The organism is Actinomadura mexicana (genome assembly GCF_900188105.1).
Classification (GTDB): Bacteria; Actinomycetota; Actinomycetes; order Streptosporangiales; family Streptosporangiaceae; genus Spirillospora; species Spirillospora mexicana.
The window spans coordinates 154,839-174,767 of the sequence record NZ_FZNP01000010.1; the positions used below are offsets into that span (position 1 = coordinate 154,839).

The following is a 19,929-nucleotide window of genomic DNA, read 5'->3' on the forward strand; positions in this document are numbered from 1 at the left end:
CGACGGGCGCGGGGGCCGCGCTCAGGTGGCCTGGGGGCGGCGCATGCGCCCGACCAGCCCGGTGTCGTAGGTTCCGGCGGCGAACTCCGGGCGGTCGAGCAGCTCGCGCAGGAAGGGCAGGTTCGTCGGCGGGCCCTCGATGTGGAACGCCTCCAGGGCGGCGCGGGCGCGGGCCAGGGCGTGGGCGCGGTCGTCGCCGTGGACGCACAGCTTGGCCAGCAGCGGGTCGTAGTGGCGGGTGACGGTGGTGCCCTCGGCGTAGCCCGCGTCGATGCGGATGCCGTCGCCGACGGGCTCCTCCCACACCGTGATCTCGCCCGTGCCGGGCAGGAAGCGCTGCGGGTCCTCGGCCAGGACGCGGAACTCGATGGCGTGCCCGCGCGGGGCGGTGCCGGTGAACGAGACCGGTTCGCCGGCGGCGATGCGGAACTGCTGCTCGACGAGGTCGATGCCGGTGACCAGTTCGGTCACCGGGTGCTCGATCTGGAGGCGGGTGTCCATCTCCAGGAAGGAGAACTCCTGCGCGGCGGGGTCGACCAGGCACTCGACGGTGCCGGCGCCCCGGTAGCCGACGGCCTCGCCCGCGCGGACGGCGGCGGCCAGCATCCGCACGCGCAGCGCCGGAGTGATGCCGGGGGACGGGGACTCCTCCACGACCTTCTGGTACCGGCGCTGGACGGAGCAGTCGCGCTCGCCCAGCGCGACCACGGTGCCGTCGGCCAGGCCGAGGATCTGGACCTCGACGTGCCGGGCGCCCTCGACGTAGCGCTCCAGCAGGACGTCGCCCCTGCCGAAGATCTGCTCGCCGGCGGCGCGGGCCTCCTCGAACGCCCTGCGCAGCGACGCCTCGTCGTGGACGGCGGCAAGGCCGATGCCCCCGCCGCCCGCGGCGGGCTTCACCATGACGGGGTAGCCGATGCGCTCGGCCTCCTCGGCCGCCGTCGCCGCGTCGGGCACGGGCTCCCAGACCCCGGGGGCGACGGGGACGCCCGCCTCCTTCATCAGGTTCCGGGCGTTGATCTTGTCGCCCATCCGGGCGATGGCGAGCGGCGGCGGACCGACCCAGACCAGGCCGCGGCCGGCGACCTGCCGGGCGAACGCGGCGCTCTCGGCGAGGAACCCGTGGCCGGGGTGGACGGCCTGCGCGTTGGTCCGGTGCGCGGCCTCCAGGATCGCGGCGGCGTTGAGGTAGCTGCCGGCCGCCTCGGCGGGCCCGATCAGGACGGCCTCGTCCGCCTCGGCGACGAAGGGCAGGCCCTCGTCGGCCGCGGAGTACACCGCGATCGTCTTGAGCCCCATCGCGCGGGCGGTGTGCACGATCCGCCCGGCGATCTCGCCGCGGTTGGCCACGAGCACCGACTCGAACACCTGGGGGCTCCTCCTCGCGGACCGGCGGGACCCGGCGTCCCGCCCCGGCAGAGACTAGTGGGCCGGTGGCTCCGCGACCGACGATTCCCGGGTCACCGCCCGGTACACCCCGTGTGGCGCATGTCTCGGGGAGGGCGTCGGCGCAGCGGAGTCCCTTCCTTCAGGCGGCGCCGTCCAGTTCCTGGCCCGGCGCGCGAAAAGGGGGCCCGGCCAGAGCCGGGCCCCCTTCACGTCAGCCCGGGACGAGGGTCCGGGCGACCGCGGCCGGGACCTCCGCGTAGGACGCGAACCGCATGGTGAACACCCCGCGGCCCGACGTCATGCCGCGCAGGTGCCCGACGTAGCCGAACATCTCCGACAGCGGGACCAGGGCGTGCACGACCCGGGCGCCCGCGCGCTCGTCGGTCCCCTCGATCCTGCCGCGGCGGGCGTTGAGGTCGCCGATCACCGCGCCCAGGTGCTCCTCGGGGGCGGTGACCTCGACGGTCATCACCGGTTCGAGCAGCACGGGCGACGCGCGCCGCACCGCCTCCCCGAACGCCAGCGAACCGGCGATCTTGAAGGCGAGCTCGGACGAGTCGACGGGATGGAAGTCGCCGTCCAGCAGCGTGACCCGCACGCCCGTCATCTCGTGCCCGGCGAGGACGCCGAAGCGCATCGCCTCCTGGCAGCCCGCGTCCACCGAGGGGATGAACTCCTTCGGGATCCGTCCGCCGGTGACCCGGTTGACGAACTCGTACCCGTCCTCGACGGGTTCGACGGCGATCTGCACCTTCGCGTACTGGCCCTTGCCTCCCGTCTGCTTGCGGTGCGTGAGGTCGACCCGGTCCACGGCCCTGCGGATCGTCTCGCGGTAGGCCACGCGCGGCCGGCCGACGCCCGCCTCGACGTCGAACTCCTCCCGCATGCGGTCGATGAGGATCTCCAGGTGGAGTTCGCCCATGCCGCCGATGACGGTCTGCCCCTCCTCGTCGTGGACCTGGAAGGACGGGTCCTCCTCCGAGAGCCGCTGGATCGCGGCGCCCAGCTTCTCCCGGTCGGCCTTGGACCGCGGCTCGATCGCGACCTCGATGACCGGCGCCGGGAAGTCCATGGACTCCAGGACCACCGGGCGCGCGTCGTCGCAGAGCGTCTCGCCGGTGGTGGTCTGCTTGAGCCCCATCACCGCGACGATGTCGCCCGCGCCCGCCGACGCGATCTCCTCGCGCGTGTCGGCGTGCATGCGGTAGATCTTGCCGATCCGCTCCTTGCGCCCCTTGACGCTGTTGAGCACGCTCGCGCCCGCCACCAGCCGCCCGGTGTAAATCCGGACGAAGGTGAGCCGGCCCAGGTGCCGGTCACTAACGATCTTGAACGCGAGCGCGGAGAGCGGGGTCTGCTCCAGGGCGTCCCCGATCTCCGGCGGCGCGACGTCGGGCGGCGACGGCAGGTACCGCACCACCGCGTCCAGCAGGGGCTCGACGCCCTTGTTGCGGAACGCGCTGCCGCACAGCACCGGGGTGGCCTCGGAGGCGACCGTGAGCCGGCGGATCGCCGCGTGCAGCTGCTCCGGCGACGGCTCCGCACCGCCCACGTACAGCTCCATGACCTCCTCGTCGCGCTCGGCGACCGTCTCGACGAGCCTGCCGCGCCATCGGCGGACGTCCTCGGCCATGCCGGAGGGGACGTCCACGACGGCGTGCCCGTCGTCCGGCCAGACGTGCGCCCGTCCGGAGACGAGGTCGACGACGCCCGCGAACCCGGACTCCGCGCCGATCGGCAACTGCACGACCAGCGGGACGGCGCCGAGCCGCTCGCGGATCATGTCGACGCAGCGCCGGAAGTCGGCGCCGGCGCGGTCGAGCTTGTTGACGAAGCAGATCCGCGGCACGCCGTAGCGGTCGGCCTGGCGCCACACCGTCTCCGACTGCGGCTCGACGCCCGCCACGCCGTCGAACACGGCCACGGCGCCGTCGAGGACGCGCAGGCACCGTTCGACCTCGATCGTGAAGTCGACGTGGCCCGGCGTGTCGATCAGGTTGATCGTGTGCTCGGCGCCGGCCGCGCCGCGGGCGTCCTCGACGCTCCAGCGGCAGGTCGTCGCCGCCGAGGTGATGGTGATGCCCCGGTCGCGTTCCTGCTTGGTGTAGTCCAGCGCGGTGTTGCCGTCGTGCACCTCGCCGATCCGGTGCGACACACCGGTGTAGAAGAGGATCCGCTCGGCGGTCGTCGTCTTGCCGGCGTCGATGTGCGCCATGATCCCGATGTTGCGAACCTTGGTCAGAGCAAGGGCTGTGGTTGTTGTCATCGGGAATCCTCCCGGTTCTCTCTGATGACGACCGCCGCCGGACAAGATCGTGCCGTGCGGCAGGCCGACCGTAACGGCCGCGGGAGGGCCGGCGCGAAGGGTTTTCCGGCTAGGAGGCGATCTCGCCGAGGGTCTCGATGACGCTGCGCAGGTGCGCGCGGGCGGCCTGCTCGGCCGCGGCCGGGTCGTGGGCGGCGATCGCGTCGATGATGGCGAGGTGCTGCGGGAGGGACGCCTGGGGGCGGCCCGGGTGCATGGCCAGCTTGAACTGGTGCCGGACGCCCTGGGCGCGCAGGCGTTCCAGGACGCCCGAGGCGGTCCGCTGCCCGCTGATCTCGCGGACGCGGCGGTGGAGGCGCTCGTTCAGCCGGGAGTAGCCGAGCACGTCGCCGGACGCGACGGCGGCGCGCATCTCCTCGCCGATCGCCCGCAGATCGGAGACCTCGGCGGGGGCGGCGCGCTCGGCGGCCTTGGCCGCGCACAGCCCCTCGATCACCATCCGGACCTCGGTGATCTCGACGGCCTCCGCCAGGGAGACCGCGCGCACGCGGGCGCCCCGGTTCTGGACGCGCTCGACCAGGCCCTCGCCGGCGAGTACGGCGAGGGCCGCGCGGACGCCGGCGCGGCTCGCCGCGAACTGCTCCGACAGGTCGGCCTCGACCAGCCGCTGGTTCGGCACGAACTCGCCGCCGAGGATCGCCTCGCGGATCGATGCCGTCACGTCGCTCACGGGGTCTCCGGAATTGTCGCCAATTTTGTTGTGACCTAGAGTAGCGGTTCGCGGGACCGTCCCGCCGCGGAGGAGGACGCATGACGGTGATCGCCGTACTCGGACTCGGTGAGGCGGGCGGCGCGATCGCGCGCGACCTGGTGACCGCGGGGGCGGTGGTGCGCGGCTACGACCCGGCCGTCGCGGCGTCCGGCGGGATCGTCCAGGCCGGGAGCGAGGCCGACGCCGCCGCCGGCGCCGAGCTCGTGCTGAGCGTCAACAGCGCGCACGACGCGGTCGCGGCGCTCAGGGCGGGGGCCGGCGCCGCGCGGGACGCCGTGTGGGCCGACCTCAACACCGGGTCGCCCGGGTTGAAGCGGGAGCTGGAATCGCTCGCGCGGCGGGCCGGCGTCCGGTTCGCCGATGTGGCGATCATGGCGCCGGTGCCCGGCCGCGGGCTCCGCACGCCGATGCTGGCCTGCGCGCAGGGCGCCGGGGACGTCGCCGCGCTCCTCGTCCCGCTCGGCGCGGAGATCGAGGTGATGGACGCGGAGGCGGGCGCGGCGGCCGGCCGCAAGCTGCTGCGCAGCGTGTTCTTCAAGGGGCTGGCCGGATCGGTGGTCGAGGCGCTGGAGGCGGCGCGGGCGGCCGGCTGCGAGGACTGGCTGCGCGGGAACATCGACGCCGAGCTGGCGGCGGCCGGAGAGCACACCGTGGACCGCCTCGTCGCCGGGACGTACCGGCACGCCGCCCGCCGCGCCGCCGAGATGGAGGCCGCGGCGGCCATGCTGGAGGAGCTGGACGTCCCCCCGGCGATGGCCGCCGCAAGCCGCGACCTGCTGCAGCGCCTGTCCGGCTGACGGCCCCCGGCAGGCCGGGGCGCGTACCGCGCCTGCTCCTGGACGCGGGCGGTCCCGGTTAGCAAGACCACAGTGGGGGTGCGACACAAGACCGGTTTGCGAGAAAATGCCGTCCGGGCGGACGGAGGGAGCCACGTGGCGGGCAGGCGCGCGACACCGACCGGCAGGTACGGCGGCCGGTCCGCGGCCGAGCGGCGTGCCGAGCGGCGCCGCCGGTTCCTCGACGCCGGGCTGGAGATGTTCGGCCGCGGCCCCGGCTACCGCGGCACCACGGTCGCGGCGCTCAGCGAGGCGGCCGGGCTGTCCACCCGGCAGTTCTACGAGGAGTTCAGCACGCTGGAGGACCTCCTCGCCGAACTGCACCTGGAGGTCAACGACGCGGCCGAGCGGGACGTCGTGGCCGCGCTGCCGTCCGTCGCGGGCCTCGGGCTCGCCGAGCGCACGGCCCACCTGTTCCGCGCCTACGCCGCCAGCATCACCGCCGACCGGGCCCGCATCCGGATCGCGTTCGTCGAGATCATCGGCGTCAGCCCCCGGCTGGACCGCCAGCGCCTCACCCGCCGCGCCCGCTGGGTCGAGTTCCTCTGCGCCGAGGCCGCCGCCGCGGCCGACCGCGGTGAGATCACCGACCGCGACTACCGGATCGCCGCGACCGCCTTCATCGGCAGCATCAACGGCCTCCTGCACGACTGGACCGCGGGCTGGGTCGACGCGACCCTCGACGAGGTCATCGACGAGCTCGTGCTGATGCTCCTCGGCCGCCTGCACTCGCAGGACGCCCTCCCCGCGCCCGGACCCGCCGCCCTCGGCCCCGGGCCCCTCGGCCGCTGACCGGTCGGGCGGGGTCAGGGGCGTGTGCGCTCGGCATGGAGGTCCACCGAGGGCGTGAACAGGCCCAGGCGGGCGCCGGTCGGATCGATGACGACGGAGTACCGGCCGGGCTCGCGTTGGGTCGGCGGGGTGCGGACCTGGGCGCCGAGCTCGACGGCCAGGTCCGCGGACGCATCGCAGTCGGCGACCCAGACGAACGGGGTCCAGTGCGACGGGTCGCCGGACGGCCAGGTCTCGTCCATGAAGATCAGGCCGGCCACCGCCAGGTCGCCGGCCTTCCAGTGGGTGTAGACGGATCCGTGGTAGTGACGGGCGACGGCCTTCCAGCCGAAGACCTCACCGTAGAAGCGGCGGGCGCGCTCGGTGTCGCGGGCGGCCAGCTCCACCCAGACCATCGCGGACGGCTCGTCGATGACGCCCGCGCCCTTGAGGTGGTAGGGGTACCAGAGCGCGAAGTCGGCGCCCTCGGGGTCGGTGCACAGGGCCATCCGGCCCAGATTGGCGATGTCGGTGGGCTCCACCGTCTCCATGCCCCCCGCAGCGCGCACGGCGGCGAGCGTGGCCGGGATGTCGTCGGTCCGGAAGTAGCACGTCCAGGAGGCCGTCTCGGAGTCGTCGGCGAGCGCCTGCATCCCGGCGACCTCGGGGCCCTGGACGCCGTCCAGGGTGAAGATCTCGTAATCGCCCAGGTCGCCCACGGTCAGCGTGTAGGAGCCCCAGCCGAACAGGGTGCGGTAGAACCGCTTGGACAACTCCGGGTCCGGGCTCGCGAGCTCGGCCCACGACCAGTGACCGGGGGCGAACGCGGTCGCCTCGGGCATCAGGTCACCTCCGGCATCGCCGCGCCCAGTGCGGCGCGCATGACTCCAGCCTAGGAGCGCCCGCGCAATCCGTGCTGACGCGAATCCCCAAGATCACCCCAATCTTCGCGTCTCCGGACGTCGGGCGGGCCACGGTCATCCGTGCGGACGATAGGTGAGGCGCGAACCGGCGGCCGGGGTGAGGAGGGCCAGGCGCGCCCCGCACGGGTCGGTCATGACGGCGAGGCGGCCCGGCTTGATGTCGGCCGGCGGCAGGTGGACGACGGCCCCGAGCTCGGCCGCACGCGCCGCGGTGGCGTCGCAGTCGGAGACCCAGAAGTAGGGGATCCAGTGGGGCTCGAAGTGGGCCGGCCACCACTCCCCCAGCGGCACCAGGCCCGCCACGGACCACTCGCCGACCTTCCAGTTGGTGTAGCCGGGCGTGAAGTAGGAGCGGTCGACGGCCGTCCAGCCGAAGACCTCCCCGTAGAAGCGGCGGGCGCCCTCGGTGTCACGGGAGGCCAGCTCCATCCAGCACATCGCGGACGGCTCGTCCATGACGCCCGCGCCCTCGAAGTCGTAGGGGGTCCACAGCGCGAAGTCGGCGCCCTCGGGGTCGGCGCAGTGGGCCATCCGCCCGAGGTTGGCGAGGTCGGTGGGCTCGCTCAGCTCCTGCCCGCCCATGGCGCGCACGGTGTCGAGCGTGGCCGGGATGTCGTCGGTCCGGAAGTAGCACGTCCACGTCGGCTCCATCGAGTCGTCCGCCAGCGGCTGCATGCCGGCGACCTCCGGCCCCTGGACGCCGCCCAGGGTGAAGATGGAGTAGTCGTCGAGGTCGCCCGCCAGCGTGTAGGCGTACCAGCCGAACAGCTCGCAGTAGAACCGCTTGGATGCGCCGACGTCCGGACTGACAAGTTCGGCCCAGACGGGATATCCAGGGGCGTAAGCGGTTACCTCGGGCATCGCCGTCCCTTCAAGCTCGGATCTCCTCAACCTAAGGACGGGTACGCAATCTCCCGGGAGACGGAACGCCAAGATCACCCTAATGATGGCGATTTGTCGGATTTTGGATCGTTTCAGATGCTCTCGACGCTCTGGAGGAGCCCCCAGACGAAGTGCGCGACGAAGGCGGTGCCGTCCGGGCCCGCGAGCGTGGCGTGCCAGCGGCTCGGAACCTCGCCGTCCTGGTGCGCGACCGCGCCGAAGCGCGCGTCCATGTCGCCGACGACGCAGCACCAGGGGACGAGGTCGTCCACGGTCGCCAGCGGCGGGACGGGCACACCGTCCTCCCGGACGAGCCACTCCTGCACGACCGTGCCGTCCGGGCCCGTCATGATCTCGAAGCGCAGGCCGGGCCACAGGGTGAAGGGCGGCCACCACGCCACCTCGCAGGCGACGTCGCCGATCGGGCGCTCCCCGACCGCGGCGGGCGGGCCGAGGACCGTCTCGTAGCGGCGGCGGCCGCGCGGGAACGTCCGGGACCGCAGGATGCGCTGCCACCGGGCGTTGACCTCGCGCATCTCCGTGCGAGACGCGCCGAGCGACCGGATCGCGTCCTCGACGAGGCCCGGCTGGTAGTCGGCCATGCGCCGCAGCAGGACGAGCTGGAACTCGCGCCGGGCGAACCCCTTCACCGCGCCGGTCCCCGGGCCGCCGGGCGGGCGGTCAGGACTTGCGGGCGCCGATCGACCTGGCGATCGCCGGCCAGCTGCGGGACAGCTCGATGCGCCAGTACTTCCAGTTGTGCATGCCGGGCCCGTACAGGTGGGAGGTGACCGGCACGCCCGCCTTCCTCGCGGCGGCGACGAAGTTGTCGTTCATCGTGCCGGCCAACTGCTCGCCGATCCGTCCCGCGTCGTGGGGCGGGGTGTCGGCCTTGTCGTGGGGGCCGGGCTGCCCGTTGCCGGACGAGACGTAGACGCCGACGCCCTTCAGCCTGGACACCATGACGGTCGCGTCGTGCGCCCGCCAGTTCGCCCGCGCGGTGATCGGGTCGCCCCAGATGGCGGTGCCCGCGTCCCGGTTCATGGACGTCAGGATGACCGGCATGCCGGGCGCGGTGATGTTGAGGGCGCCGCTGTAGGAGGCGGCGTACTTGAACATGCGGTGCCGCTCGGCGTAGGTGATGGCGCCCTGGCCGCCCGACGACAGGCCGATCGCGGCGCGCAGCGACCCGGCGTGGAAGTTGCGCTCCATCAGCGGGATGACCTCGCCGATGTGGAAGGTCTCCCACTCGGGGATGCCGCCCTTCCCGCCGTTGTACCAGTTGGTGTAGGACCCGTTCCAGCCGCCCTCGGGCATCACGACCATCGCGTCGTAGGCGCCGATGACGTGCTCGATGTCGGAGTCCTTGGTCCAGGACTGGTAGTTGTTGTTGCCGCCGTGGTAGGCGTACACGACCGGCCACGACCTGGTGGTGCCGGCCTTCCAGCCCTTGGGGACCATCACGCGGGTCTTCACGGCGGCGCCCAGCGCCGGCGAGGCGATCGTGACGTCGAAGATCCGCGAGCTGATCTTCTTGACGCCCGTGATGGCGGCCCCGTCAGGGGCCTTGGCGTACTTGCCCGACGTGGCGCCGGACGGCATCTGCGGCTTCTTGCCGCGGTTGCCGGTGTTGCTGTCGGGGTCGGTGGGGCTCGGCGACCCTCCGCCGGTGCGGAACGGGTTGCTGTTCAGCGGAACGCTGGGCAGCTTCGCCGCGCCCGGGGACTTCGTCGGCGAAGCGGCCGCGCCGCCGGGGACCGACGGCTGCGTCGCGGGGCCGAACGAGGGAATCGGCTTGGAGTTCCCGCTGGCCTCCGACCTGCCCTTCGGAATCCCCACGCCCGCCTGCGCGAGGCCGACCATGACGGTGGGCAGCAGCACGGCCGCCGCCGCGGTGCCCGCGACGGCGATTTTCCTGTCGGTACGCTTCTTCATGACTCCCCAGCCGCTCGGACCACGCCCGGCCCGACGCTCCGCTCGCCCGACGAAACTACTGTCCCCGCCGTCACAGCCGCAAGTATTGGCAGCGGATGCAATAAAGGCGAGATGATCCGTGACGCTGCGCTACCGGGCCCGTGCCGCTACTCCGGCTCCCCTGGGCGGATGGACTGGGCGTGCCGGAACACGTTTCCCGGATCCCAGTGCCGTTTGACCTCCTGGAGTTTCGCGTAGGCGTCCTTGTAGTAGAGCGTCTCCCACGTCTGGGACGACTCGTTCCAGGGCCCGTCGTTCAGATCCGCGTCGGGATAGCCGATGTAGCAGCCGTCCGTGGTCTCGCCGTCCGCGACGGGGACGCCGCCGGTCGCGGCGAACGTCGCCTTGCAGATGTCGCGGATCCACGCGATGTGCGTGTCCTCATAGGCGTCGTTTTGTGTCCAGTACACCTGGTACTGCAGTTTCATAATGGAATCGCGCTGCCGCGCCGCCGTCTTGTGCAGCGGCCTGTTGATGGCGCTGCCGTACGAGTCGACCTGGATGAGCGCCTGCTTGTTCACGTAGTCGGTGTACTTCTCCTTGCCGAGATAGGCCCACATCGCGTCGATCTGTTGCCGGGCCGATCCGCCCGTCGAGGGCCACGATGAAGTCGGTCATCGCCCGCGGCCCGTCGGGGTCGTCGACGTCCACCTGGGCCAGCAGCCCGATCTGGCCGTTGCCGACGTGGTTGAGCTTCAGCATCGCGAAGAGCTTCCCGGCCGCCGTGGACGGGTCCTGGTGGTCGCGGAAGTACTCCCCGAACGTCCCCAGCAGCGCGGCGAACTCGTCCTTGGTGAAGTCCGACGGTGAGGCCGTGCTGCCGCGACAGCAGCCCGAACCCGCACGTCGGAGCCGCAGACGAAGTCCTCGTAGCAGCGAAAGGGATGCGAGCACCCCTTCCCCGCCATGTCGCGAAGTAGTCGGTCAGTAACGAACCGTCAGCATATTCGCCAGGTCTCCGAGCAGCGTCTCCGCGACCATCTCCTCAAGGACGGCGACACCCCGGGCCCGGAGGTGCGATGCCAGCTCCGGGTCCCAGGGCGCCTCACTGACCCGACCGGGGCCTGGAAGGTCGCCCTCCGCCCTCCGCAGGGCCGCGAGATAGTCGCCTGACGACATGCGCCACGGCAGCGCCCCCGTCTTCGCCATGACATGCGCGGCGATCCGGACGCCCTCGCCGTCCAGGTCGCCGTGGTAGTGCAGGGCCGCCTCCTCGGCGAGCGCGTGGAGGAGACGGATGGCCGCGCTGTTCGGCCAGCCCGACGAGCACACCATGGGCGGGCAGCGGTCGCCGAACCGCCGCAGGGCCAGGGCGAGGACGGTCGGGTTCTCGGTGACCCACACGTGGGCGGCGTCCACCCTGGGATCCGGCGAGTCCCGCAACTGCTGGAGCGTCACCACGGCCGCGTGGCCCGCCTCGGCCCACATCCGAAGCGTCCGCGCGAGGACGCCGCCGCCCGCCGGCCGCAGGCCCGCGACGAGAACGGCCGTGGACAGGGCGTCGCACTCCACGCCCGCACGTTCCCAAAGCGCCCTGCGCTCCTGTGCGTCCTTCGGCGGCGCGGCGCCGTACAGATAGGCCAAGGCGCGCAGGACGAGGGCGGAGAGGCGCTTGCCGTCGTCCAGCGCATGCGAGTCGCCGAAATGGTCGGTCGCGAACGCCTGCAAGGGCCGCCCGTCGGACGGCAGTGCCCTGAGCACTTCGATCGCACGCTCCAGCAGACCGCGCGTGGACGTCACGGATCCATTGACAAGGCCATGGCGCCGCACATCCGAGACCCATCCGGCCAGGGCGGGCTCCGCGACGACGACCTGGTGCCCTCCGAGCCATTCCCACAGGGCGGCCCGTTCGCCTTCCTGCCGCCTTCTGTCACGCGCTTCGTCGCCGATCGGCCCGCATATCGCCTCCGTGACCGTCCGCGTATCGAGGCCCGTCAGCTCACGGAGGACCGTGTCCAGGCGGGCCAGGGCGAGCGTCACCGTCGATGGCGGGTAGCGGTCCATCCCGAGCAGATCGGCGATCGCCGCGCGCTGGTCGCCGTCCAGCCCACGGACCGTGATCCGGCTGACCGCGGCGCCCGTGGAGAAACGCTTGTGCAGCACCGTCCACAACGGCTTCAGATCGGCGGCGCGCAGGCGAGCCGGGACCGTCATCCGGGCACCCCCGCTTCTCCCGCCTCGGTCCGGTGGCCGTCCCAGACGAACCGCGCCGTCGTCACGGCGTCGTCGCCGTCGCCGTCGGCGCCGGTGATGAGCTGGTGGATGGCGATGCCGTCGAGTTCCTGGTAGTCGCACCACTCGTGGTCGGACGTGAGGACCATGTCGAGTCCGAGCCTCACCAGGAGGTCGAAGACCTGGCCGCGGTTGGCGGTGTCCACGCCGACGAACACCTCGTCCAGCAGGATGAAGCGCGGGCAGCGCGGGTCCGTCTGGTAGTGCGCGGCGACCGCGGCGAACAGCGGCAGGTGCAGCGCGATCGCCTTCTCGCCGCCGGACAGGGCGCCGTGCAGCTTGCGGGTGAGGTCCTGCCAGCCCTTCCCGTCGCCGCGTTCGAGGCGGACGGTGAAGCGGTGCCAGGCGGTGTAGTCGAGCACCTCCATGAGCTGCTCCTCCCAGCTCGCCGCGGTGTTCGCGGCCCGCGCCTCCTCCACGCGGTCGCGGAAGAACCGGTAGAGCGCCTCACGGTCGGCGCCGCCCAGCCGCGCCGGATCGCGCAGGAGCAGTTCGCGGGCGGCGCGGATACCGTGGCTCTGCTGCGGATCGACCTGCCAGACCAGCCGTACCGCCACCCGCGACGCCGTCCGCACCCGTTCGAGACGGCGGTTCATGCCGTCCACCAACTCCGTGGCCTGCCGGATGCGGTCGGCGAGATGCCTGCGGGTGTCGCCCGCGAGCGTCCGGTCGAACAGGTCGCGCTCCTTGTCGGTGATGTCCTGGCGCCGCTGGTCGCGCTCGGCGCGCAGCGCGCCGCTCAGCTCCGCCGCCCCGACGCGCATCCCGTTCATGGTCGCCGTGAGGATCTGGACGTCCTCGTCCTGGACGAGTTCGAGGTCGGCCTGGTCGGCGAGGCGGTCGCGCGCGTGGTGCATCGCCTCGGAGAGCCGGTGCTCGGCGTCCCGGACGTTCCTCGGCTCGTGCGGCGTCCGCTCCAGGGACGCGCTGACGGAGCGCGCGCATTCCAGCGTGGCCTTGACGCCGCCGTCCGGGCCGAGCGGCGCGTCGAGCCCGGCGTCGGCCGTGAGGTGCCCGGTGACCAGGTGCCGGAACCGGGCCGCCGCCTGGTCCCGCGCGGCGACCGCGTCGTCCCGCGCCTTCTCCGCGCTCCGGACGGCCTCCTCCAGGCTCCCGATCCGACTCGCCAGTTCGAGCAGCGCCCCGCGGAGCGATCCGCACCGGTTCCGGGACTGCTCGGCCTCGGCTCTGGCCGCTCGCAGATTCTCCAGTACCTGCTGATGCTCCACGCCGATCGAGGCGTCGATGGCCGCACGCCTCTCGTCGGCCTCGGCGGCCTCCTCGGCCGCATCCCGGGCACGTCCGGCGGATTCCGCCGCGGTCGTGCCGTACTCCTCGGCCGTCTGCTCCGCGGAGGCGGCGCGGGATTCGGCGGACCGGAGCGCCTCGGTGTGCCGGAGCCACACGGCCCCGTTCTCCCGGAAGTCCCGCACGGCGCCGGCCAGGGACTCCAGTGCGGGTTCGCTGACGGGCAGTCCATGCTCGGCGCCCAGGACGGTCAGCGCCCGCAGCGCGGCGGACGCGGCCGTCTCGCGATCCCGCAGCCGCCTGCCGTCGCGCTCCAGTTCGTCGGCCCGCTGCGCCACCGTCTGCTCCGCGGCGTCCAGCGCCTCCGACGCGGCGGCGAGAGGCCGGTGGGACGGGCGGTCTCCCAGCTCGCTCTCGAGGGTGTCGCGAGCGGCCCGGAGCCGCCCGAGCCCTTCGTCGCACTCGGCCCGCTCCTGTTCCAGGACCCCGATCTCCTCATCGAGCCGGGCGATGCGGCGGCGCCGGGCGCGTTCCCTGGCGGTGGCGCCGATGAAGACGGGTTCCGGTTTGGTCCAGCGGCCCGTCATGGTGCCGAGCCGCCAGGAGCCGTCCGCCCCGGCCACCGCGGGGTGATCGATCTCCAGCGCGCTCGGTGCGAAGGCCACGCCGGACAGCACGGCGTGCAGCACCTCCGGCGAGACCGGGGCGTCGGGCTCGGCGACGAGCACCCCGGCGAGGCTCGCGCCGGGGGCGGGCCGGGCGAACAGGCTCGTGGCGAAGGCGTCGTGCTCGTCGCGCAGGAGGCCCCCGTCGGGCAGGATCCAGGCGTCCAGGAGACCGGCCGCCTGGAGTGCGGCCTCCAGCCCGGCCTGCGCGTCCGGCGCGACGTGCCCGGCGAACGCGACCAGCCGCCAGAGCGGCCCGCCCGGCCTCCCCCCGCGGTCGGCGGGACGCGTGACCTGGCCGTCCGGTGGCACGTCCTCCTCGCCCGCGAGCCGGTTGCGCTGTTCCCGCACGGCGGTCAGCGCCTTGGCGACCGCGTCGCTCCGCGCCCGCAAACCCGCCTCCTCGGAGGCGTACCGGTCGACGGCGTCCTTGCGTGCGGCGAAGACGAGTTCGTCGCATTCGCGTTCGTCGTCCACCGCTCCGGCGAGCGCCTCGCCGTCCAGCGATGACAGCTGGACGCAACCGCGCGTCCACGATTCGAGCGCATCGGACAGGGCGTCCCGTTCGCGCCGGCGCCGTTCGCGGACCTCGTCGCGCAGCGCGGTCGCCTCGCCCAGCCGAGCGCGGGTCTCGTCGCGTTCGGTCACCGCCTCGTCGCGGCGTTCCACGGTGTGGCGGTGGTGCCGGATCGCGTTGTGCAGCGCACCGATCTGCTCCTCGCGGTTCCGCACCGCGGCCCGCAGCAGGCCGTGCGCACGCTGGAGTCCCTCCGCGGTCTCCTCGCCCGTGGCCGCGGCGGCCTCCTGGTGGACGGCGGCGAGGCCCGCGCGGTCGGCCGCACGCCGCACATCGGCGAGGGCCCGGCCGGTGAGGGAGCGTTGCGTCACCGCGTCCGCCCGCAGCCGTTCGGCGTCGTCCCGGCGCCGCCGCGCCTTCTCCGCGTCCTTCTCCGAAGCCTGCCGTGCCTGCTCCGCCGCCTTCCTGAGCCGGCGGACCCGTTCCTGGAGTTCGGCCAGCCGGTGCCCCGCACGGTAGGCCTCGCTGTCCTTGAGCCCGTCGATCCGCGCGTCGAGGGTGCGCCCCCGGGCTTCTTCCCCGTCGAGCCGCCGCGCGGTCTCGTCGCGCTCCGCGGACGCCTTCCCATGCCTTTCCCTGCCGGTCCTGGCCTTGGTCGTGAGCCCGTCCATCGTGCTGGTGGCCGAGACGACGCGCGCGGCCGCGGCGCGCAGGACGCGCTGGGCGTAGGTGCGCTGCCGTACGGCGAGGCGGTCGGCCTCCTGGACGTGCTCGTCCAGCCTCCGCAGTTCCTCACGCTGCCGGTCGAGCCGCTCGAACCCCTCGGCGATCTCGTGGATCTCCCCTTCGCCGAGCGGCGGGAGCGCGCTGGACAGCAGGTCCGAGAGCAGGCCGGGGTCGAGCCGTTCGGACAGCTTGGGCGTGCGGAGCTGCCGCAACGCGGTAAGGAGCGAGTCGTACCGCTGCTCGGTCAGCCCGGGGTAGAGGGTCCGCCGGACGGTGGTGCGGTACGCGTCCGCCGATTCATGGACGTGGCCGTGGGGGCCGATCGCCTCGGCGAGGTGCGCACGGGTGAGCGGTTGCCCGCCGTCGCCGGTCAGGCCCAGCCCCCCGGGTACGCCGACGCGCTGCGCGGTGGTGAAGTAGGCGGCGGTGACGTTCCTGGTGTTGGAGGTGGCCTGCAACCGGGCTCCGCACGTGAACCAGCGCGGGCCGTCGGCGAATTCGAGCCAGGCGTAACCGACCCGGGTCTTGCCCGTATGGCCGTCGCCCATCAGGTTCCAGTGCATGGTGCGTTCGCTGCCGCCGAACGTCGACAGCCGGCTCGGCTTGAGGCTGGCGTCCAGCAGGTAGGGCAGCAGCAGTTCCAGGACCTTGCTCTTGCCGCTGCCGTTGGGGCCGCGCAGCAGGAGCCTCCCCTTGTGGAACTCGAAGATTTCGTCGTAGTAGCGCCAGATGTTGAGGATGCCCGCTCGGGTGGGCCTCCAGCGCGGAGTCGTCTCGGTCGCCTCCACCGGCACGAGTTCTGCGACGGTCACGGGCTCGCCTCCTCACGGACGCCGTACCGGTGTGCCGCGGGCGTCGCGTGCACGAGCCCGTCCCGCTCTTTCACGAGCCCGAAACCGGACAGGACGGCGAGGGCGTCATCGGCGAGACGCGCGGCGCCTTCCTCGGTCCGGTAGGCCATCGCCCAGCGCGGACGGCGCGCCAGAAGCCGCCCGGACTCCTCCACGAGGCCCCCGTGAGGCGCCGGACCGCCCTTCAGGAGCCGGTCGAGGAGGAGCAGGGCCGCGACCTTGGCGTGGCTTCCGTCGTCGGGGAACTTGGAGTCGGTGGCGAGGGCGTCGGTGTCGACCAGCAGGTAGCCCTCGGCGCGCTCTTCGAGTTCGAGCCCGGCCTCCTCCGCCGCGCGGCGGAGGATCTGCCGTCCGGTGGGCGAGGCCGCGTAGGCGGCCTCGGCCGGGGACAGCTCCGCCCGGTGGACGACCGGGTCGTCCAGCAGCCTCCGCAGCAGGGAGTGCCGGGCCCACAGGTTCTTCTGCGTCTCCGTCGCTTCGTCGGACCCGTACCTGCGTTCGACGGTCAGCTCCCCCAGGTCGGGCCAGTCCGTCTCCGGAAGCCGCGAGGGGGCGACGGGCGCGGACAGCAGCCGCATCACCCGGGTCGTGTCCACCCGGTACAGCACCTTGGCGTCGGCGCTGTCCAGGTAGGCGTCGGTCGCCCCGTCGACGGCCGTCACCGCGCCGTAGTGCTCCAGCAGTCTCAGCGCGTCCGCGAAGGCGGCGCGCTCATCCCCGCGCACGGGATCGAAGGCGGGGACCCGGTCGTCGGCGCCCGCGGCCTGGACGACTCTCTGCGCGAGCATCCCGATCGTCGTCACCGGCGCCGCGAGCGCCTCGGCCGCGACCAGGCACAGCAGCGTGTACCTCCGCCGGTCCAGCGGCGCCTTCGTCGAGCGCCTCCGCCTTGCCGGACGCGACGGATCGGCGGTGCCCCGGATCTTGACCAGCCGGGCGTAGCCGAGGCGCGGTTCCATGAACAGCCGCCAGCCGCAGTAGTAGTCGAACCACCGTGCGAGCGCGTGGTGGCGCCGCCGGACCAGGTCGAAACCGTCGGGCTCGGTGTGCAGCGAGATCAGGGGCCGCCCCAGCAGCAGCCGGACCCCCCGTGCCAGCTCCTCTTTCTCCGCCCGGACGAGCTGGTTCGCCAGCGTGCTCACGCGCCGGACGCCTTCCGGGCCGGGCCGGCGGCGATGAACCGGACGTCCACCGTGTAGTCCGGGCCGCGGAACCGGCCGCGCGGAGTCCGCAGTTCCGCGACGCGCCCGTCCGGGGGCGGCCACAGCCGGACCTCGATCCGGCCGTCGGTGGTGCGGGCCCGCCGCAGCCCGTCGCTGCCGGGGCGTACGGCGAGGGCCCGGCCGATCAGGTCCAGCAGCCGCCGCAAGGTGCCGTGCTCGACGCGCCCGAAGGACGAGAGCCGCACCGGGCCGTCGGTGGCGAGCCACTGCCAGGCCGCCTCCAGTTCCATCCGCTCCCGCCGCGCGCGTTCCCGGCGCTCCTCGCGCAGGGCTCCGACGTCGCGCACCTTGGCGGTCCGCCCGATGCGTTCGGTGCGTCCGCTGGTGCGCAGCAGTACCGACACCTCCACCGGCGGCGTCTCCGCCCAGCCGGCCGCCGTGGGGATCGGCTCCGCGTCCGCGTGGGCCAGGTGCGCGTGCCGGGCGGGCGTCAACCCGAACGCGGTCCCCCACAGCCGGTGCGCGTCCTCCTCGGTGGGGGCGTTGGCGAACCATCGCGCGAGCGTCCGGAAGTCGGCGGCGGCGCTGGAGGAGCGCCGCCGCGACTCGGTGATCCGGTCGAGCACCTGCAGCAGCGACACGATCGCCCTGCGCGCCACGTCGTGCAGTTGCCGGACGCGCGGGGTCCCCTCCCCGGGCCGGAACCACGCCAGCAGCCCCTCCCATTTCGCCCTGCGCGCGGCCAGCCAGGCGATCGCCGGGTCGGCGCCGGGTGCCGGCGGCAGCTCCGCTCCCCTCAACGCCCGGCCGTGCAGGACGCTGACGCCCCGCTCCTCCACTTCCCCGAGGGCGGTGTGGACGGCGTCGGCCCGCGTCTCCAGGTTGGTGACGAACTCCTGGAGGTAGGCGACCGTCGCGCTCTTGACGTCGTTGAACGTCGCGAGGTCGGCACCTTCGGCCCTCATCAGCCGTTGCAGCTCGCCGTTGAAGGACCTGGTGTTGTTCCTGAGCGCGTCGAGATGGCCCTCCAGTTCCTGGAGGGTGGTGAAGATGCGCCGGTCGACGGCCGGGTCGCCGTCCTTGAGCAGTTCGCCGAGCTCCCCGAGCCGGTCGGCGATCGCGTCCAGCACGGCCGTCTGCAAGGCCCCCGAGGAGCTGAGCACGGCCAGCGCGTGCTGCACCCCGGCGAACGCCGCCTCCCCCCGCTGCGTCAGCGAGTACTGGAGGTTCTTGCGTTCGTATTCTTCGGCCGTCGCATAACTGCCCGCATGGTTCTGCACGACGTCCAGCAGCTTCCATTTCACGAGCTGCTCCAGCGTGCGCGTGAGCGATGCGTCGTCCACGGGCGCATAGAACTTGACCGTGCGCAGCCATTCCCGCACCTCGCCGAACGTCAGCGACGTCTCCAGCCGCTCGTTGGCCTCTCCGAACGCGTACATGACCGCCGTGTGCAGGTCGGCGCGCTCAGTGGTGGTGAACGAGAACATCCCCTCCGGAACCCGTGGCAGCCCCATCCCCCGCATCCCCCTCCCGGGCACGACCTCACGGCGACGGATCGAGCCTACGCAACCACGAGTCGGAATGGAGAGTTTCAACGCCCCGCCATCTCCAGGGCACGGCCTGGCCTGGCCGGTCTGCCTTCCGGGCAGGTGGCGCGCGGCAGAACAGGTGCAACGGCGGAAAGGGTGCCCTTTCCGCCGTTGCGGGTCAGCGGCGCCGTCAGCCGCCGCTGGGTTGCGTCCCGACACGGAGCACGTCGGCGGAAGGCTCCTTGAGAGAGGAGACTCCGACGGCGGCACCGGCGATCAGGAGGATCGCGGCCCACCCCGGGAAGAAGGCGAGCCGCTGGTCGGAGGCGAGCCACCCCAGTGCGGCGCCGACCAGCGCCACCATGGCGTGGACCGGCGTCGAGAGCGACTGCATCACCCCCACGTCGAGCTCCGAGATACGGCGGAGCGCGGCGTTGGTCAGCAGGACCGGCAGCATCAGCGTGAGCAGACCTGCCAGCGCGCCCCAGGAGACCAGGTCGCTGGACATCCAGTGAACACCGCCCCGCAGCAGGAACACCGCCGCGAAGAGCAGCGGCGCCGACAGCAGGTTGGCGATCGCGGCGCCCTGGTCCTCCAGTCCGTGGTGTTTCATCTTCCCCAGCACGGTGATCGTGTTCCAGACGCACGCTGCGCTGACCAGCGCGCACAGCAGTCCCACGATCTCGCCCTGCAGGGGCCAGTTGAGCATGATGATCCCACCCAGCACGAGCAGGCGCCCGCACATGTGCTGGAGTCCCCATGCGGTGGTCCTCATGTGCCAGACCTTCTTGAAGCCCACCGAGAGGTAGCCCAGTACCACGACGGCGGCGACGGTGCCCAGGGTCAGGCGCCGCACCGCGAAGGGGTAGAGGACCGCGACGACGGCGTTGCCTCCGGCGAGGCGGCCGATCAACCTCCACATGGGTCGCTGATACCGCCTGAACGGAGACCGTCCTGTGAAGAGCATCAGCGCGCAGAGGCCGATGGCACCGGCCGCTTGCATCGGTGCCGCCACCTCCAGCGCGGAGAAGCCCGTGGTGAAGGCGTAGCCGATGCCTGCCGACAGCAGGCTGGCCACGAGGAAAGCTCTGCCGGCGAGCCGCCGGCGGAGATCGAGCGAAAAGGACATGGCGTGCCCCTCTAGGTTGTGAGAGGCCGAGCGCTCCGCGAGCGACAGGCCACCGG

Annotated in this window: 15 protein-coding genes; 2 read left to right on the forward strand and 13 right to left on the reverse strand. The window is 72.8% G+C overall.

Annotated elements, in window-relative coordinates:
• Positions 1 to 21: 21 nt before the first annotated feature.
• The 3 genes from CHC11_RS25550 to CHC11_RS25560 form a co-directional block, all read right to left on the reverse strand.
• Positions 22 to 1,368: an acetyl-CoA carboxylase biotin carboxylase subunit gene (locus CHC11_RS25550; RefSeq protein ID WP_089314354.1), complete on the reverse strand. Its 1,347-nt coding sequence runs from the start codon at positions 1,366 to 1,368 to the stop codon at positions 22 to 24.
• A gap of 232 nt (positions 1,369 to 1,600) precedes the next feature.
• Positions 1,601 to 3,655, reverse strand: a complete 2,055-nt coding sequence (fusA, locus tag CHC11_RS25555; protein WP_089314355.1) for an elongation factor G — start codon at positions 3,653 to 3,655, stop codon at positions 1,601 to 1,603.
• Between the two features lie 109 nt (positions 3,656 to 3,764).
• On the reverse strand, positions 3,765 to 4,385 hold the full coding sequence (locus CHC11_RS25560) for a GntR family transcriptional regulator (protein ID WP_245919752.1): 621 nt from the start codon (positions 4,383 to 4,385) through the stop codon (positions 3,765 to 3,767).
• An 80-nt stretch (positions 4,386 to 4,465) separates the two neighbouring features.
• Here CHC11_RS25560 and CHC11_RS25565 point away from each other — a divergent pair, with 80 nt between their 5' ends.
• Positions 4,466 to 5,224: a DUF1932 domain-containing protein gene (locus tag CHC11_RS25565; protein ID WP_089314356.1), complete on the forward strand. Its 759-nt coding sequence runs from the start codon at positions 4,466 to 4,468 to the stop codon at positions 5,222 to 5,224.
• 135 nt (positions 5,225 to 5,359) lie between these two features.
• Complete coding sequence (locus tag CHC11_RS25570; protein WP_089314357.1) at positions 5,360 to 6,055, forward strand: TetR/AcrR family transcriptional regulator; 696 nt, start codon at positions 5,360 to 5,362, stop codon at positions 6,053 to 6,055.
• Between the two features lie 14 nt (positions 6,056 to 6,069).
• On the opposite strand, the gene CHC11_RS25575 is transcribed toward CHC11_RS25570, so the two are convergent.
• From CHC11_RS25575 to CHC11_RS25620, 10 genes are all read right to left on the reverse strand, one after another.
• A complete protein-coding gene (locus tag CHC11_RS25575) occupies positions 6,070 to 6,876 on the reverse strand; it encodes a VOC family protein (protein ID WP_089314358.1) in 807 nt (268 codons plus the stop codon).
• A gap of 135 nt (positions 6,877 to 7,011) precedes the next feature.
• Positions 7,012 to 7,818 (reverse strand): VOC family protein, encoded by an 807-nt coding sequence (locus CHC11_RS25580; RefSeq protein WP_089314359.1) that lies wholly within the window; start codon positions 7,816 to 7,818, stop codon positions 7,012 to 7,014.
• A gap of 113 nt (positions 7,819 to 7,931) precedes the next feature.
• Positions 7,932 to 8,489, reverse strand: a complete 558-nt coding sequence (locus CHC11_RS25585) for a hypothetical protein (RefSeq protein ID WP_179278994.1) — start codon at positions 8,487 to 8,489, stop codon at positions 7,932 to 7,934.
• 31 nt (positions 8,490 to 8,520) lie between these two features.
• Positions 8,521 to 9,774, reverse strand: coding sequence for an alpha/beta hydrolase (locus CHC11_RS25590; RefSeq protein ID WP_089314360.1), 1,254 nt, complete (start codon positions 9,772 to 9,774; stop codon positions 8,521 to 8,523).
• Positions 9,775 to 9,920: 146 nt separating this feature from the next.
• Positions 9,921 to 10,373: a BBE domain-containing protein gene (locus tag CHC11_RS42875; RefSeq protein ID WP_245919754.1), complete on the reverse strand. Its 453-nt coding sequence runs from the start codon at positions 10,371 to 10,373 to the stop codon at positions 9,921 to 9,923.
• A 364-nt stretch (positions 10,374 to 10,737) separates the two neighbouring features.
• Entirely contained in the window at positions 10,738 to 11,967 is a 1,230-nt protein-coding gene (locus CHC11_RS25600; protein WP_089314361.1) for a TIGR02679 family protein, read from the reverse strand.
• Complete coding sequence (locus CHC11_RS25605) at positions 11,964 to 16,013, reverse strand: TIGR02680 family protein (RefSeq protein WP_089314362.1); 4,050 nt, start codon at positions 16,011 to 16,013, stop codon at positions 11,964 to 11,966. Before CHC11_RS25605 ends, CHC11_RS25600 begins: the two co-directional genes overlap by 4 nt.
• Positions 16,010 to 17,194 (reverse strand): TIGR02678 family protein, encoded by a 1,185-nt coding sequence (locus tag CHC11_RS25610; RefSeq protein WP_089314363.1) that lies wholly within the window; start codon positions 17,192 to 17,194, stop codon positions 16,010 to 16,012. The genes CHC11_RS25605 and CHC11_RS25610 overlap by 4 nt, the downstream gene beginning before the upstream one ends.
• Positions 17,191 to 18,729 carry a TIGR02677 family protein gene (locus tag CHC11_RS25615; RefSeq protein ID WP_218826241.1) on the reverse strand — a complete coding sequence of 513 codons (1,539 nt, stop codon included), beginning with the start codon at positions 18,727 to 18,729 and terminating at the stop codon, positions 17,191 to 17,193. Before CHC11_RS25615 ends, CHC11_RS25610 begins: the two co-directional genes overlap by 4 nt.
• Before the next feature lie 205 nt (positions 18,730 to 18,934).
• Positions 18,935 to 19,873 (reverse strand): DMT family transporter, encoded by a 939-nt coding sequence (locus tag CHC11_RS25620; RefSeq protein ID WP_089314364.1) that lies wholly within the window; start codon positions 19,871 to 19,873, stop codon positions 18,935 to 18,937.
• Positions 19,874 to 19,929: the final 56 nt, after the last annotated feature.

Coding starts and splice junctions, on each gene's coding strand:
- fusA (WP_089314355.1), bottom strand. CDS start 3,655: ATGACAACAACCACAGCCCTTGCTCTGACCAAGGTTCGCAACATCGGG.
- CHC11_RS25565 (WP_089314356.1), top strand. CDS start 4,466: ATGACGGTGATCGCCGTACTCGGACTCGGTGAGGCGGGCGGCGCGATC.
- CHC11_RS25575 (WP_089314358.1), bottom strand. CDS start 6,876: ATGCCCGAGGCGACCGCGTTCGCCCCCGGTCACTGGTCGTGGGCCGAG.
- CHC11_RS25580 (WP_089314359.1), bottom strand. CDS start 7,818: ATGCCCGAGGTAACCGCTTACGCCCCTGGATATCCCGTCTGGGCCGAA.
- CHC11_RS25590 (WP_089314360.1), bottom strand. CDS start 9,774: ATGAAGAAGCGTACCGACAGGAAAATCGCCGTCGCGGGCACCGCGGCG.
- CHC11_RS42875 (WP_245919754.1), bottom strand. CDS start 10,373: ATGTGGGCCTATCTCGGCAAGGAGAAGTACACCGACTACGTGAACAAG.
- CHC11_RS25600 (WP_089314361.1), bottom strand. CDS start 11,967: ATGACGGTCCCGGCTCGCCTGCGCGCCGCCGATCTGAAGCCGTTGTGG.
- CHC11_RS25615 (WP_218826241.1), bottom strand. CDS start 18,729: ATGGGGCTGCCACGGGTTCCGGAGGGGATGTTCTCGTTCACCACCACT.
- CHC11_RS25620 (WP_089314364.1), bottom strand. CDS start 19,873: ATGTCCTTTTCGCTCGATCTCCGCCGGCGGCTCGCCGGCAGAGCTTTC.